The following is a 13,894-nucleotide window of genomic DNA, read 5'->3' as shown; positions in this document are numbered from 1 at the left end:
CTTTTGTGTGCCGTAATACGTCCGGCGAATTATTTGGGTAACTTCAGATCTACATCAGGAATGATAACGCTTGGTCTAAAATCAACTTTGTACTGGTAGGTGCTGACACCTTTGCTATTTAGCTGCTCGGAAAAGTAAGTCACATTGTCAGAAATGCCTAGTGAATGCTTTTTAAATTCCGTATCGCTGGTCTTGCAGGTCACATCAACCTTTCGCTCACTAACAGCTTCAAAGGCACACTTGCCTTCAATTGTTAGAACATAATCACCAGTAACACCGTTATAAAAAACGATTCGTCGATCTAATTGAAAGTTGTCTGCTGCATGAGATAGGTTGCGTGAAGCAACCTGAGCATCTCGAGAACGACCAGCAGTAGCCATTGCACACATTAAACCCAGCGCAATTATTTTAGTTTTCATCATTTTGTTTTCCTTTTTTTTGCAAAAATAAACCCCACTCATTGGCGGGGTTCTTAAATTTCTTTCAAACAACTACGACAAACTTTAATCTCATCACCATCGATTGTGTGGTCAATCTCCGTCGCACCATGAAAGCCGAATAAGCATTTTAAAAATTGGAGCATGTAATTCTCCTTAATATTGGCGCGCCCAGTAGGATTCGAACCCACATAAGTCGGAATAGAAGTCCGATGCATAATCCTTTCTGCCATGAGCGCATTGGGTGGCGGTAATCAATTTAAAAACCACTAGAAATTAATAGGAACCGCCATAGGTGCCCTGATATTGCTTACACAAAAAACATTTCTCAGGGCATTAAAAAAGCCCACCTTTCGATGAGCTTCCTATCAGTAGTGCGACTTACTTACACTTCGCGCCACTATACCATGAATTTAACAGATGCCTTGATCAAGGTCAAATACTATTCACTTTTCATATGCAATAAATCCATATCGACAATGTAGTGCAGCTAGACCACATTTCACATCAAACTTCGCATCCACACCTGTACGATTTTTATTGCACATCTGCGACCATGAGCTCCCATAAAAATAACGACAGATAATCGCATCCATCCACTCGTCCATGATTTCACTTTGGCCCTGCATATCCAGAATTAAACGCTGTACTGCCCGAGCCTCATTATCATCAATCTCACAGACCACTCCAACTCTACATAATTTTGGCTTTTCCTCTGACAGCATAGAATCAGCAATAATTTGACGAGTCTTTCTCACACCCAACTTAAACTTGCGCCGCTTTACAACCGCCTGATCCATAGCAACAGCAATCGGATTGACGCTATTACCACACACACCAGACACGCTATTCATCCATGCGCCAAACTGATAAAGCCACCCCTCTAAATCAAACTTCGACCAGTCCACTGCGCTTATGATTGTTACTTCCGCATTCATCCTGATCCCCTTAATCTTTTTCGTTCACAAAATTTGCTTTATCTTCTGGATGCTCAACATTCCATTCATCTTGAATCATCTTTGCAAAACCAGTTACTCGTTTAGCCAATTGTTCCGCATTTGTGGCACCCTGCTTCCATGTATCCATCGCATCATTTGTGAAAAATTCGGTTGCTTTCTCTTTGTTGGTAAAGATTGTTCGACTGTAGGCATGTCCTGACTTTTCCCCGACTTTTATCAACACACATTCAGTCTTTGGATTTAAGGCAATAATTAGTGCTCTACGGATTATTAAATAACGGTCTTTTAAATTCATTCCCTCACCCCATCTTCGCCACGTAAATAATTAACTTCCCCTCTTTCACAATTGGCAGTCTTTCGACCACCAACCGGTTTACTTGCTTGTCATCCAAAATCAGACCGCATTTCGATAACGAATCGAAGATAGGCTTCACTATGTTGTCGATATCCCTTGTTTTCGCATCAGGTGGCGCGTATTGAATGTTTACGCTCACTCTCCCATCGTACCTACACGGATTAATAAAACGCTTCATAACAGCCGTAAAATGCTTTGCACGGAGGCTTAGTCGATTTGTTTTATTTAATCCCTTGATCCAGTAGTTATTGACTGACGGCGGCACTATTTCAATTTCACATTTGAGCAAGTCACCATCAAATAAACCATCACTCGCAAAACCTTTGATTAGGTGTGCTGGCACTTTAGGTGCTGGATCAGGATTGCGTTTCTTTTTGGGCTTTTGGGCTGCTCGATATTGAGCAGCTGTCATGCGGTTAGTCATGGGTGCCTCGCTTAATCAGCTGTTTGGCAAGGTCAAAAACCTTTTTCGCTGTACTTAAGTCAGGTGTGAACTCATACACAAGCTTAACTGGACACTCAACATCACCAGTTTCAACAAAATCACACTTTGATAAATGGTGTTCCAAATTCATCTGGAGTTGTTCAAATGCTGGCTCATAATCCCATTCAACGTCGTAACCGCCACATTGCCACCAAGCGCACCAAATACCATCTTCAACACTAAAAGCATCCTTGTTGTAAAATCGCGGATCAAGTTGCATAAGAAGCTGCATAGCTTTCAAATTGTTCTTTTTGATCTGACGTTTTTTCATCGCCCAAACTCCACATAATTACGCTCATCTTCCGCCTTAAGCGCTTCCATTTCCGCATGAGTGCGATTCCATTCCTCTTGCAGCACTTCTTCATCCTCATCGTGCTGGATTGAGCCGTTTAGCTTGTCACGCAAGGTTTTCAAGCTGTGATTGTCGTGATGTGTCATGCTGCTACTCCTTGTTCATGCGTGGACTTGATATGATTTTTGTTTTTAATTTTTCCCGGCTTGTAGCGCACGTTGTAGCAACTCTTGCAAGCTGCTTCATATCGTTTTGATACTCTTCCATGCAGCAATTTCACATTTCGATGCCACCAAAATTCATCATCCAAAGGCCAGTACTCTTGGCACTCGATACACAACTTCTCCCGACCCAACTCTGTTTCAATGTATTTTGGTTTTGTGTTCATGCTGTACCTCCTGCCAAACGGTACTGATGGTTGTAGCCACAATTACCACCTAACGGATCATGCTCACCAGATAACACATCGCAATCATCTGGCATGTAATCAATATCGCATTTACCCCAATAATATCTACGGCACTGCAACTTCCCTTCTCTCCGCAATTCCATGTATAAAAACGGACACAAGAACCGATAGCCTTCGTAATAATCAAAATCGATAAACACCCATTCATCAGTCATGGCTGCGAGTATTCGAGCTTTGATGCGCTCTATAATTTCCAGTTGCTCAACTTCGGACTTTAGATAAAACTCAGGCCCCTTTTCATAGTTCCGCGCATGCCATGGCACGCGATCCATTGGATTTTCAGGTTCCCAAATGTCTGCAAAGCCAAACATGTCTATTGTTTGAGTATCTTCTGCTTGCTTCACACCCCACCTCCTACACGTTGATCTGCCCAATTACATTCGACAATCACCAGGCCATCATGCTGAAAACGAGACCAAAGACGATCCCCCAGATCTTTTTGCAAATCCTCAATTGTCATGTTTGAAATCAACATCGTTGGCTTTGCTGCGTCATAACGCGCATACAAAACTTTATGTACAAGCTGCAAACGATTTTCATGACGGTCATGCAAGCCGTATTCATCAAGAATTAACAGGTCATATTCAGTGAATCGGTGAATTGCGTTTGATTCATTGTCATCTGCTTTTTTCCAAGCATTCGCAATCTCATTACCCATATCTTCCGAAGTGATGTAACGAGCATATTTGCGTGACTCCAAGATGTTTCGAGCTACAGCACATGCCAAGTGTGTTTTGCCTGTGCCTGTACGACCAACCATGATCAGATTACGGTTAACGCCTTGCTTGAAGTCCTTTGTGAATGCTGTGCAATGTTGCTTAGCGTTTTGCTGACCAATGTTTTTTACGATGTAATCTTTGAAGCCGCTATTCGCATGACGAGCTGGTAATTTAGCCCCCTCAAAATGCTTTTCGCGAACCATGCGATTTACTTCAACCTCGTGATCCTTGTGAGCTTTGTTTAAAATCTCTGAAGCACATTGCTTGCAAATTGCTGTTTGCCCAATTCGAACTTTTTGAACCTTGTGCGCTTCACAGAACTCAGCACTCATTTGAATTTTTGTATTCAGGATTGATGCGTTCATACCAAATCCTCCAATTCAATGTTGTCACTGGCAGGTGCATACTGCTGAACTTCACCCCATGCATCGTTTACGTTGCGAGAGTTTTGTTTTTCGGGAATACGGCCTGTAGCCTTTCCTGATGTGTTCAAAGGGGTTTGCTGTCTACGCTCAACCCATTGGACAAGTTTTCCAAGAACTTGGTTTTTCACCATCTGGTTTTTGTGTCCGTATTCAGCTTGCAGGTCAGCTTGAAGTTTATTCAGATTTTCTTGAGAGATTTCTTGTAGGCCACGAAGTTTGATTTTTGTGTTCACAACAGAGAGATCAAAAACAAAACGGAGATCTTCCGTTATCTTTGGATTCAGTGAATCAGGATTCAGATTAAAGGATTCAGGATTCAGGGCGTTTTGGTCTAAGATAGAAACAGTTTGATAACTGTTATTATCCTGTTCTCTAACTAAAGGTTTAGAGTTGTTAGCCCCTACACAAGACTCTTGAAAACTGTTTTCAGCATCTTGATTTTGGTCGTTTGGAGCAAATACACCTGTTTTGGCGTAGAAATCTGCCAATTGATCCTGTTTTAGGTATAGAGGTTTACCTGTTACAGTCTTGTTTTTAGTGTTTCGAAAATAAACGGTATACACACCATTTTGGTCAGGAAGTTCACTATCTTTCTCCAATCCATGCGGTGTTTGATGTTTCACAAAGTTTGTTATCTGGATAACATCTATGCCATCAACGTTATATAACTCGATAAAACCATACTTAGAAATGTTAGATAACTGTTCCGAAACGTTTATGTCATCCGCAGGGAAAAGAGACATTTTGATCTTTTTGGGGCGATTCTCTAAACGCCCCTCACGATCTGCAAGTGTCCACAATCCAATAAACAAGAGTCGTGCTTCACATGGAAGTTCAACAATATCTTCGTTTAAAAAGAATGAAGGTTTAATGTTGCGCGCTCTAGCCATTTAAAATATCCTCCATCGCTTCTCGGAATTGAGTCCAATTTTTTACAGTTTTGGCTAATTCCTTTAGCTCTTCCTCATCCACACCGCTGTTAAGCGCAGTAATAAGCCAAGCGATGGATTTTTGATAATCAACATATGAGATGCGATTTCTTAAGATTCCGCGTATATAGCATGCTGTTTTTTCTGCATCGCCCTTTCTATTGAAATTTGCAACCTTCGGGATGTTTTCAAACATTGCCGATGCATCAAGATTCTTATCTTTTGTGTAGATGGGATTTAAGTCATCTATTGCTTGCAGCAGTTCTGAGACTTCAAATCTTTTGAGCCACTTATTGATACTTTTTACCCCTACATCATTGACAGTTGCCGCACCACCAATATGCTGCTCAAAATAATCAGCAACACTTTGAGCAACCTCATTATCAAAGCCCTTAAGCTCTTCACGCCAATCAAGCATCATTTGTAATTGCTTTCTTCGCTCATCAAGCTCTTCAAGCATTTTCCTTTGCTTATCAAGTGTCGTTGTGTCAGAGAGAAGTCGATCGCTTTTCCCAGAGTTACAGTCTTGGCATGATGTAATTAGATTTAAAATATCGTTATCACCACCCTTGCTTACAGGGTTGATATGATCCACATGCAAGATCACGTCTGGAGAAGCCTTTCCGCAATATTGACATTTGAATTGATCGCGCTTAAAAACCTCAAAACGCAACTTGTCACCAATCGCCTTGCGCTTTGGTTTTTCACCATCTTGTGTTAAATTTGTTTGCATATTCAATGACTCCAGTTATTTGAATTACTAACCGCTTTCCTGTTCGTGCAGGAAGCGGTTTTTTAGTACCCTAATTTTTCTTTCTGAACGCTAATCTCGTCATGGAATAAATCATCCACAGATTCAATTCGGTTCATCCAGCTCTTCGACATCACAAGCAATGCTTCAACTCGTGATTTATCAATGCTTTGATATTCCTTCGGCACGATCTTTAGACCAAGACAACTCAACAACTCGCAAAAAGTTTCAATTTCCGTCAAGTCATTGTTTTTCTTCTCTGTTTTCATTCTTGAAAGAGTGCTCGGGTCAACACCTAGCTGCTCAGCCAATTCGCTTTGCTTGCTATTTGCAAGCGCCTGCAAAATCCGAGAAATGCTATTTCTGGCGCTTGCAGATGGTTCAATTGATACTTTGTTCATAGCGACTCACTAAACTGCTAAAGGCTGTAAATCAGCCTTTAATTTGCCATTGGTTTGAATCTCGAAAATTGCTTGTGTGCTCGGTGGGATGCCATGCTTTTCCCACTTCCACAAAGTGACGCCTGAGAAACCTGTTTTTTGAGAAAGCTCCTTTTTGGTTTTGCAACCAAAATGCTTCATAAGGTCGTGTGTTTTCATATTAATAAACTTAACCATAGTTAATTAACCAAAGTTACCATATGTTAACCACTGTTTCAATACTATGCATTAACATTAGTTAATGATCTGATTTACTGGATTTACTATGTCGTTCCATGTACGCCTTCAACAAAAATTAAATGAAAAAGGCCTCAAGCCTGCGGATTTAGCTCGCGCAGCAGGTGTGTCAAATGTCGCAGCAGGGAAATGGTTTCATGGCGAAAGTGAGCCCAAGGCTGCAAAATTAAAATTAATTGCGGACTATCTTGGTGTAACTGATGATTGGCTTTTAACCGGTAGAGGGTTGCCGAAAAAACTCGATAGCAATGTCGATTTGTCAAATAAAATTCGAATTGAAGGCCGCCCTATTCCAGTAATTTCATGGGTTGCGGCGGGCTCATTTACACCAATCCAAACTGTACTGCGAGATGCGGAGGTGGATGAATATCTACCACCAATTAAAGAATGCGGGAAGAATGGTTATGGTCTTGTTGTGACAGGTTATTCAATGTCACCAAAATTTGAGCCTGAAGACCGAATTTATGTAAATCCTGACTTTCAAGTAAGTGACTTAAAAACAGGTGATTTAGTTATTGTTTCCTGTACAGGTGACAATGAAGCCACTTTCAAGCAACTGGTTATTGAAGGTACAACTAAATACCTACAACCCCTTAATCCTAAGTGGGATGAGAAGGTTATTAAATTAACCGAGGGTTGTCGGTTGGTTGGTAAAGTTGTCGGGTTATATAGAAAAATTTAGACAACAAAAGCCCAAGCATAAGTGCTTGGGTTATTGGGTTATTGGGTTATTGGGTTATTGGGTTGTTTAATCAAAATAACTGACTCATATCCACTATAGGGAAACATGATATGCAAACAATTGAGATCAATTCCCACAAGATTAGCCGCGTGTCTTATCAGTGGCATCTATTAACAGTGGAAATGAAGACTGGCGAGAGGTTTATTTACAAGCTTCTTGAAGCCAGCACGTTTAAAGATTTTGTTAACTCAAAAGATAGAGATAAATTTTATAAAACTCATATAGAAGCGAATAAGAAATTTAAGCGGATTCAACTTTTTGGGTGATTGAAAAGGTGGAGTTGTTGGGTTATACCGGGATGTTTAATTATTAGTCCTTAGAGGCTTGCTTTAAAGCTTCAACAGATCTATTCTCCTACTTTCATAATCTTTGTTATTTTATTTATGGTAAGTACCAAGTATGGCTTTTGAAATATTCAATGATGATTGTATTAACATCTTGAAAACGCTAGAAGATGGTCATATTGATCTTACGATCACCTCTCCACCTTACTGTATAGGTAAGGCATATGACATACACACTACACTTGAGGGTTTTATTGAAATCAATGAACCTGTAATCAAGTTAATTTGTGAAAAAACTAAACTAGGTGGCTCGGTATGTTGGCAAGTCGGCCATCATGTTTTAAAAGATGAAATTGTACCTTTAGACTATATTGTCTATGACATTTTTAAACGTGTTTGTCCTGAGATGAAACTAAAAAATAGAATTATTTGGACTTTCGAGCATGGTGCTAATTGCAGAAACCGTTTTAGTGGTCGTCATGAAACAATTTTATGGTTTTCTAAAGGTAAAAGTTGTTATTTTGATTTAGATGCTGTTCGAGTAAAGCAGAAATACCCTGGTAAAAAATATTATAAAGGTCCCAAAAAGGGAGAATATAGTGGTAATCCGTTAGGAAAAAATCCTGGTGATGTTTGGGCAATCCCAAATGTAAAAGCCAACCATATGGAAAAAACTGCCCATCCCTGCCAATTCCCAATCGCACTCGCTCAGAGATTAGTTAAGGCATTATGTCCTAGAAATGGAATTGTATTAGATCCATTTATGGGATCTGGTTCAACTGGTGCTGCGGCCATTTTAGAAAATAAAGATTTTGTTGGTATTGAACTTGATCCAAATTATTACGAAATAGCAAAAAATAGATTAAATGATGCTGAAATAGGCCTACTTAAATATAGAGAAATTGACAAACCCATTTTTGATCCTGCAAATGCCGGATCGGTAGCAAAAGATCCTTTTATTAATGGAGCATTAAATGAAAATTCCAGCAATTAAATTTCAACAACAAGATAACTCTCTATACATTTTTAAGATAAAAGCCTCTAAATTATATGAAATAGTTGCTATTAATCAACGTGAAGATGATAAAGATACAGGATATCAACGAACACTATCAATTTCGAGAGCTAAAGCAATTTCGAAATATATAACTCAAAAGCAAAGACCAATAGCTCCAGGTCTAGTTGTTGTATTCGAAAATTCATCTTTTGATGAAAACGAGTCCACTATTACAATTCCTGATCAAACAAACGCTGGATGGGTGATTGATGGACAACATAGATTAAGAGGAGCTAAATTAGCAGCGGATGAAGGAATCGATATTGAATTGGCTGTTATTGCTTTTCTAAATTTAAGTGAAAGTGATCAAGTCGAGCAGTTTATTACAATTAACCAAGAAGCGAAGAGTGTCCCTGCTTCTCTATACTTAGACCTAAAAAGACAAATACCAACATTAAATGCAAAAACTGCGACAGAAGTTGCTAAAGAAAAAACTGTAGATATTGCAGATGTGCTCAGAAAAAATCCTAAAAGTATATTTTTTGAAAAAATTGCAGTTACATCTTCACCATCAAAAGGTCAAATTTCCCTTAACAACTTTGTTAGAAAAGTGCATCCTCATTTAGTGGAGGGAAAAGGCGCTTTTGCAACATATACCAGTCAGGAAGTAGCTATCATTCTAGACAATTACTATAAAGGCTTATCCAAATATGAACCTGATTTTTTTAAGTCTGCTGAAAAGAATATTTTCTTTAAAACTTTAGGCTTTGGGGCATTAATAAATGCTTTACCAACTTTTTTTCAATGGGTAGCCAAAGAATATAATAGTACATTTACTATTGAAACTGTTGAACAAGGGTTTCTTAAAATTGATCATACTGATTTTAATTTTACTTCTTGGGAAAAAGCAGGAACAGGCTCAGATGCTGAAAAAAGAGCTGGTACTGATTTAATTAATGCTATTGAAGATGGTTTTACCCATGGTGGTAGTGAATCTAAAATTAAACTATTCTAAATCACATGAGTAAATCTAAACACCCTATAGATTTATCTCTAAAAAAGCTCAAACATAGAAATGGGCTTTTTTTAGGAGATATTTGGTCTTATCACCTTGTTGATAACAATGATTCTATTCCCGTTCAAGATACTCTAGAGTCTTTAAAAGATAAATTAGAGTTTCATCAAACAGAAAAAGAAAGGCATATTTCAGAAGTAACTATTCCCACTTCTTTAATTAACGAAAGCAACATACTCGTACATAAAGCATTGGTTACTGGAAGGAGCTTTATGCGTGATCTTAATAGTGGGCAACATAGTTATGCTGAAGTAACTGCATACAATGGATGTTTATTTTGGGCAAGATGCATTCTCCTTTATCTAGGTATTTGGGTCTCACCTAAAAAGTTACATGAGTCTTTTTGGATAATTGATATTTATCCTAGTAAAGAAAAATCCATAAACGGTATGTTTAACTTTATAAAAATTGGAAATAAGCAACCCGGTCACATTGAAATATGGTTGATTTTAAAACGCATATTGAATACATCGAAAAATTTACCATTTGACCCACATTTCCTAGCCTTTATAGATGAAATTGATGAGACTGCTATTGGTTTTAAAAGACATCAACTTCAATATTTAAATAATTTTTGGATTAATTCTGATGATTTAACTAAAGACTGCATAAGTATTGATGACTTATCTTGGGTTAAAGGATTTACTCCTGATATTTATGCTAAATTAGATTTGAAAGATAAATCTTCAGATAATTCTCTTATTTATTTCTATTTCATCTTGGCTAGAAATTGCTATTTTTTATTAAATAAGATAAAACCAAGCTTACCTTCTATATTTAATGAAGAGTTTGAAGAAATTAATAATTCATTTAATCTGATCCAGATTTTGAATCAAAAAAATTGGTTAGATCAGTTAATTGATGACTTTTAACAAACCCCACCCAACCCACCACCACGGTGGGTTTTCTTTTTTAAAAATCCATATTTCCCCTGATATTATGAAGTTGAGACTCTGCACCAACATTGTTCTCAAAACATCCATAACTATCGGAGAAAATATGAAACCTGAAATTAAAGCCGCTTTAGCTATTGAGTTAACCAAAGCCAGAATTGCTGATAAGGACCCTCTTGCTTCTGATATCACGAATGCAAATCTTTGGGTTGAAACCTACGAGCAAGCCGTTAAAGATATCAATAAAGCCGAGTCTAATTACTGCCTAAGAGTAAACAGCAAAACTACCAGTGTGTTTGATTAATCTCGTTTAAGGCTCTTGATTAAATTTTCAAGAGCCACTTTCTGCTCTTCATTCTGAATTTCTACAATGAAATCATTTTGAAAAACATATTTTTCTAGCTTCTTTGCCTCTTCAATAGCAATATTAGCATCAACTTTTAAGGTCTCTATTAGTCGCATCACGGTGATATGACGCCATTCTTTACGATTCTGTACTATTTTCATGTTATAGATCCTTTATACCCATCCTTGTGATGGGTTTTCTTTTGTCTATTAAATCATAGTTAACAAGTTAGTTAATATTTTTATAAACTTTTGTTAATTTATTTATTGACCTTTTTATTAACTAAGGTTAATATTTTTCTCGTAAACAACAAAAAAGCACATCGATCTTCTACCCCCGATGTGCTTTGCAAACTGCGAGGTCATTATGACACAGACAAACAAAAAATACGAACTACTCGATCACGATACGGTTCAAACATGGGATGGGCGTACTTTAAAGCGCATCCGCGCGTTGGTAGCAATCGATACTTTAGTTGCTGCTGGTGATCTGGGTGGTTATATCGAGTCTGAGGGCAACTTGGATTGTGATGGCGACGCTTGGGTTTATGGCAACGCTCAGGTTTCTGGCGACGCTCAGGTTTATGGCAACGCTCAGGTTTCTGGCGACGCTTGGGTTTATGGCAACGCTCAGATCGAACAGCGCACAGATCTATTTTGGATTTCAATTATCGGTAGCGAAAACGGTACATACACCGCATTTAAAAATAAAGACGGTGGGATTTTAGTGAATCGTGGCTGCTTTAGCGGAACGCTGGAAGAATTTACAGACGCTGTGAATAAGCGCCATGAAGGTAAATTCAATCAGGAATACCAGCTTGTTATTGAATTAACAAAGCTGCGTTTAGGTCAACAAGTTTAAATCTTAAAAGAAGCCAGCTCTGAAATTTTGGTTAAGGACAGAGCTTGTGCTGAGGAATGCATTATGAACAAATTTGTATCACATAGCAACACGCCGCAATTTAACGCTAACAAAAGCCAAACATCTGCGCGTCTTTACCAACACCCTACAGCTAAAGAAATGAAGCCTTCAAAAGCTAAAAAACGTATTGGTGATTTCTTCGCTATCGCCCTGCTCATTTCAATCTTCTTCGGATTGGTGCTAATGGCTTTTTATAAGCACGCTGAGCAAATGGATCGTCAGGCTGTTGTTGCGATTAAGGGAGGTGTGTGATGGAACAACCTATCTGCCCTTACTGCGGCAATAAGTCTGATGGTGTTGATGGGTATGCGGTTTATCCACATCGCCCAGACCTTCACAACAAATGGTTTTATCAGTGCGCACCTTGTGATGCCTATGTTGGTTGCCACCCAGGTACTAAAAATCCACTTGGTCGCTTGGCAAATGCAGAACTTCGCAAATACAAGTCTATGGCCCACAGAGCTTTTGACCCTATCTGGAAAACAAAGGCAATGAAGCGCAAGGATGCATACAAGGCGCTGGCTGCTGAAATGAATATCCAGCCAAGTGCGTGTCATATCGGGATGTTTGATGTTTCTCAGTGCAAGCAAGTGATAGCAATTTGCTTAAGCGGCAACCTCAAAATGGAGGCATCATGAACATCAAAACTAATACTTTAATCCTTGCCCCTGTCTTCCCTGATTTTGAAGTGGCAGAGGACATTGTTATTCAAGATGGCAAGGTTGAATTCACGCTTCAGTATCGCTTCGACTTTATCAGTGATGCGTCAATCGAATGCAGCATGCCATTACTTGAATGCACACAAGGTTTTGCAGTTGGTGATTCAGATCCACAAAACTGCCATGAAATTGATATCCCTGCTTTTAAAGCAATTGAAAACACACTGGTAACTGTAATAAAAACTGATGCTGTGGCAGCTAAAGAAGGCAATGAATTTGTCTTACTTCCTAAGCAGTTACGTGCGTTGAACGTGTTGATTGTGGATTGGTGTGAAGAGCAGTTTTTAAAGGAATCTGAACAGCAAGCTACTTATGCTGCTGAGGATATGGCAGAGGAGATTTACGGATGAATGTGAAATTTGAATTAGAAATTGCAGACCAAAATATTGTTGTATCTGCATTTCGCACACCAGGCGGTACTGCTGAATTATTCGAGCGCATTGCTCAAGAAGCGCGCTCACATGTGCCTGATGTGACCACTAAAAAAGGACGAGATCAGATTGGCTCGCTCGCTCTAAAAATTAGTAAATCTAAGACATTTATTGAGAAGTGTGGCAAGGAATTGGTTGCCGAGCAAAAGGCTCAAATCAAGCTTATTGACGATGACCGCATTGCAACTGTTAAGAAGTTTGATGAGCTACGCAATGAAATCTTGGCTCCTCGTGATGCTTGGGAGCAAGCTGAAAAGGATCGTGTGGCGAAGCATGAGGAAAGTATTCTTTCTATCAATTTCTACAAAACTGCCGTTATTGCAGATAAAGATAGTGTTTGGCTAAAGGGTGTGATTCGAAATGTTGAAGAAATTGTCATTGATTCATCTTTCGAGGAATTCGAAGAACAGGCAAAAATTGCTAAATACGAAACTCTCGAAGTGTTACGCACCGCCCTTGCCAGCCGTGAAAAATATGAAGCCGAACAAGCTGAGTTAGAACGCCTTCGCATCGCAGAACAACAACGCATTCAACAAGAGCGCGAAGCACAAATTGCCCGCGAAGCTGCTGAAAAAGCTACTCGCGAAGCGGAGGAAAAAGCACGTTTTGAAGCTGAACGTGTACAGCGTGAAAAGATTGAATCAGAGCAGCGTGAAGCTCGATTAAAAGCTGAAAAAGAAGCTGCTCTTTTACGCGAAGAGCAGTTAAAACAGCAAGCCATTGAGCGTGAAAAACAAGCTGAAATTGACCGTCAAAATGCGATTGAGGCTGAGCGTAAGCGCATTGAAGCTGAGCAGATTGCAAAGGTTGAAGCCGAGCGCAAAGCAGCTGAAGCGCGTGAAGCTGATATGGCCCACAAAAAGCAAATCTGTAGTGAAGCGCTTAAAGGTCTGACTGATCTTGGTGTGAATGTTGATCAAGGTAAAGCCATTCTGAACGCAATCAATAAAGGCTTAGTGCCTCACGTTTCGATCAAATTTTAAGGAATA

Annotated in this window: 25 protein-coding genes and 1 tRNA gene; 11 read left to right on the top strand and 15 right to left on the bottom strand. The window is 39.1% G+C overall.

Going from position 1 to position 13,894, the window contains the following annotated elements; genetic code table 11:
* Positions 1 to 29 precede the first annotated feature (29 nt).
* From AVJ20_RS02495 to AVJ20_RS02435, 14 genes are all read right to left on the bottom strand, one after another.
* The gene (locus AVJ20_RS02495) at positions 30 to 419 is read right to left on the bottom strand and encodes a hypothetical protein (RefSeq protein WP_111884031.1); all 390 of its coding nucleotides are present in this window, start codon (positions 417 to 419) and stop codon (positions 30 to 32) included.
* A gap of 181 nt (positions 420 to 600) precedes the next feature.
* A tRNA-Arg gene (locus tag AVJ20_RS02490) sits at positions 601 to 676 on the bottom strand.
* A gap of 207 nt (positions 677 to 883) precedes the next feature.
* On the bottom strand, positions 884 to 1,375 hold the full coding sequence (locus AVJ20_RS02485) for a hypothetical protein (RefSeq protein ID WP_111884023.1): 492 nt from the start codon (positions 1,373 to 1,375) through the stop codon (positions 884 to 886).
* Between the two features lie 10 nt (positions 1,376 to 1,385).
* Positions 1,386 to 1,691 (bottom strand): hypothetical protein, encoded by a 306-nt coding sequence (locus AVJ20_RS02480; protein ID WP_111884022.1) that lies wholly within the window; start codon positions 1,689 to 1,691, stop codon positions 1,386 to 1,388.
* A gap of 4 nt (positions 1,692 to 1,695) precedes the next feature.
* Positions 1,696 to 2,175: a RusA family crossover junction endodeoxyribonuclease gene (locus AVJ20_RS02475; protein WP_111884021.1), complete on the bottom strand. Its 480-nt coding sequence runs from the start codon at positions 2,173 to 2,175 to the stop codon at positions 1,696 to 1,698.
* Entirely contained in the window at positions 2,168 to 2,506 is a 339-nt protein-coding gene (locus AVJ20_RS02470; RefSeq protein ID WP_111884020.1) for a hypothetical protein, read from the bottom strand. Before AVJ20_RS02470 ends, AVJ20_RS02475 begins: the two co-directional genes overlap by 8 nt.
* Complete coding sequence (locus AVJ20_RS18400; protein ID WP_171319173.1) at positions 2,503 to 2,673, bottom strand: hypothetical protein; 171 nt, start codon at positions 2,671 to 2,673, stop codon at positions 2,503 to 2,505. Before AVJ20_RS18400 ends, AVJ20_RS02470 begins: the two co-directional genes overlap by 4 nt.
* Positions 2,670 to 2,915, bottom strand: coding sequence for a hypothetical protein (locus tag AVJ20_RS02465; RefSeq protein WP_111884019.1), 246 nt, complete (start codon positions 2,913 to 2,915; stop codon positions 2,670 to 2,672). The genes AVJ20_RS18400 and AVJ20_RS02465 overlap by 4 nt, the downstream gene beginning before the upstream one ends.
* The gene (locus tag AVJ20_RS02460) at positions 2,912 to 3,340 is read right to left on the bottom strand and encodes a hypothetical protein (RefSeq protein ID WP_111884018.1); all 429 of its coding nucleotides are present in this window, start codon (positions 3,338 to 3,340) and stop codon (positions 2,912 to 2,914) included. Before AVJ20_RS02460 ends, AVJ20_RS02465 begins: the two co-directional genes overlap by 4 nt.
* On the bottom strand, positions 3,337 to 4,080 hold the full coding sequence (locus AVJ20_RS02455; RefSeq protein ID WP_111884017.1) for an ATP-binding protein: 744 nt from the start codon (positions 4,078 to 4,080) through the stop codon (positions 3,337 to 3,339). Before AVJ20_RS02455 ends, AVJ20_RS02460 begins: the two co-directional genes overlap by 4 nt.
* The gene (locus AVJ20_RS02450) at positions 4,077 to 5,030 is read right to left on the bottom strand and encodes a hypothetical protein (RefSeq protein ID WP_111884016.1); all 954 of its coding nucleotides are present in this window, start codon (positions 5,028 to 5,030) and stop codon (positions 4,077 to 4,079) included. The genes AVJ20_RS02455 and AVJ20_RS02450 overlap by 4 nt, the downstream gene beginning before the upstream one ends.
* Positions 5,023 to 5,802 carry an HNH endonuclease gene (locus AVJ20_RS02445; protein ID WP_111884015.1) on the bottom strand — a complete coding sequence of 260 codons (780 nt, stop codon included), beginning with the start codon at positions 5,800 to 5,802 and terminating at the stop codon, positions 5,023 to 5,025. Before AVJ20_RS02445 ends, AVJ20_RS02450 begins: the two co-directional genes overlap by 8 nt.
* 62 nt (positions 5,803 to 5,864) lie before the next feature.
* Positions 5,865 to 6,221, bottom strand: a complete 357-nt coding sequence (locus tag AVJ20_RS02440; protein WP_111884014.1) for a helix-turn-helix domain-containing protein — start codon at positions 6,219 to 6,221, stop codon at positions 5,865 to 5,867.
* Positions 6,222 to 6,230: 9 nt separating this feature from the next.
* Positions 6,231 to 6,419, bottom strand: a complete 189-nt coding sequence (locus AVJ20_RS02435; protein WP_111884030.1) for a hypothetical protein — start codon at positions 6,417 to 6,419, stop codon at positions 6,231 to 6,233.
* A 106-nt stretch (positions 6,420 to 6,525) separates the two neighbouring features.
* Here AVJ20_RS02435 and AVJ20_RS02430 point away from each other — a divergent pair, with 106 nt between their 5' ends.
* From AVJ20_RS02430 to AVJ20_RS18585, 6 genes are all read left to right on the top strand, one after another.
* On the top strand, positions 6,526 to 7,179 hold the full coding sequence (locus AVJ20_RS02430; protein ID WP_111884013.1) for a LexA family protein: 654 nt from the start codon (positions 6,526 to 6,528) through the stop codon (positions 7,177 to 7,179).
* 110 nt (positions 7,180 to 7,289) lie between these two features.
* Entirely contained in the window at positions 7,290 to 7,505 is a 216-nt protein-coding gene (locus AVJ20_RS02425; protein ID WP_111884012.1) for a KTSC domain-containing protein, read from the top strand.
* 133 nt (positions 7,506 to 7,638) lie between these two features.
* On the top strand, positions 7,639 to 8,517 hold the full coding sequence (locus AVJ20_RS02420) for a DNA-methyltransferase (protein ID WP_111884011.1): 879 nt from the start codon (positions 7,639 to 7,641) through the stop codon (positions 8,515 to 8,517).
* Complete coding sequence (locus AVJ20_RS02415; protein ID WP_111884010.1) at positions 8,498 to 9,535, top strand: DGQHR domain-containing protein; 1,038 nt, start codon at positions 8,498 to 8,500, stop codon at positions 9,533 to 9,535. The genes AVJ20_RS02420 and AVJ20_RS02415 overlap by 20 nt, the downstream gene beginning before the upstream one ends.
* 5 nt (positions 9,536 to 9,540) lie before the next feature.
* The gene (locus tag AVJ20_RS02410; RefSeq protein WP_111884009.1) at positions 9,541 to 10,467 is read left to right on the top strand and encodes a hypothetical protein; all 927 of its coding nucleotides are present in this window, start codon (positions 9,541 to 9,543) and stop codon (positions 10,465 to 10,467) included.
* The gene (locus AVJ20_RS18585) at positions 10,457 to 10,792 is read left to right on the top strand and encodes a hypothetical protein (RefSeq protein ID WP_228157142.1); all 336 of its coding nucleotides are present in this window, start codon (positions 10,457 to 10,459) and stop codon (positions 10,790 to 10,792) included. The genes AVJ20_RS02410 and AVJ20_RS18585 overlap by 11 nt, the downstream gene beginning before the upstream one ends.
* Here AVJ20_RS18585 and AVJ20_RS02400 read toward each other — a convergent pair.
* Positions 10,789 to 10,995, bottom strand: a complete 207-nt coding sequence (locus AVJ20_RS02400) for a hypothetical protein (protein ID WP_111884008.1) — start codon at positions 10,993 to 10,995, stop codon at positions 10,789 to 10,791. The two genes, AVJ20_RS18585 and AVJ20_RS02400, sit on opposite strands and share 4 nt — an antisense overlap.
* A 205-nt stretch (positions 10,996 to 11,200) precedes the next feature.
* On the opposite strand from AVJ20_RS02400, the gene AVJ20_RS02395 reads away from it, so the two are divergent.
* The 5 genes from AVJ20_RS02395 (at position 11,201) to AVJ20_RS02375 (ending at position 13,888) form a co-directional block, all read left to right on the top strand.
* On the top strand, positions 11,201 to 11,695 hold the full coding sequence (locus tag AVJ20_RS02395; RefSeq protein ID WP_111884007.1) for a hypothetical protein: 495 nt from the start codon (positions 11,201 to 11,203) through the stop codon (positions 11,693 to 11,695).
* Positions 11,696 to 11,758: 63 nt separating this feature from the next.
* Positions 11,759 to 12,007: a hypothetical protein gene (locus AVJ20_RS02390; RefSeq protein WP_111884006.1), complete on the top strand. Its 249-nt coding sequence runs from the start codon at positions 11,759 to 11,761 to the stop codon at positions 12,005 to 12,007.
* Positions 12,007 to 12,393 (top strand): zinc-finger-containing protein, encoded by a 387-nt coding sequence (locus AVJ20_RS02385; RefSeq protein ID WP_111884005.1) that lies wholly within the window; start codon positions 12,007 to 12,009, stop codon positions 12,391 to 12,393. Before AVJ20_RS02390 ends, AVJ20_RS02385 begins: the two co-directional genes overlap by 1 nt.
* Entirely contained in the window at positions 12,390 to 12,824 is a 435-nt protein-coding gene (locus tag AVJ20_RS02380) for a hypothetical protein (protein ID WP_111884004.1), read from the top strand. Before AVJ20_RS02385 ends, AVJ20_RS02380 begins: the two co-directional genes overlap by 4 nt.
* On the top strand, positions 12,821 to 13,888 hold the full coding sequence (locus AVJ20_RS02375) for a hypothetical protein (protein WP_111884003.1): 1,068 nt from the start codon (positions 12,821 to 12,823) through the stop codon (positions 13,886 to 13,888). Before AVJ20_RS02380 ends, AVJ20_RS02375 begins: the two co-directional genes overlap by 4 nt.
* The last annotated feature ends 6 nt before the right edge of the window (positions 13,889 to 13,894 follow it).

The organism is Acinetobacter sp. CFCC 11171, assembly GCF_003268405.1.
Taxonomy (GTDB): Bacteria; Pseudomonadota; Gammaproteobacteria; order Pseudomonadales; family Moraxellaceae; genus Acinetobacter; species Acinetobacter amyesii.
Note: the sequence above shows the minus strand (reverse complement) of the source record. Positions and strands in the feature narration are given on the sequence as shown.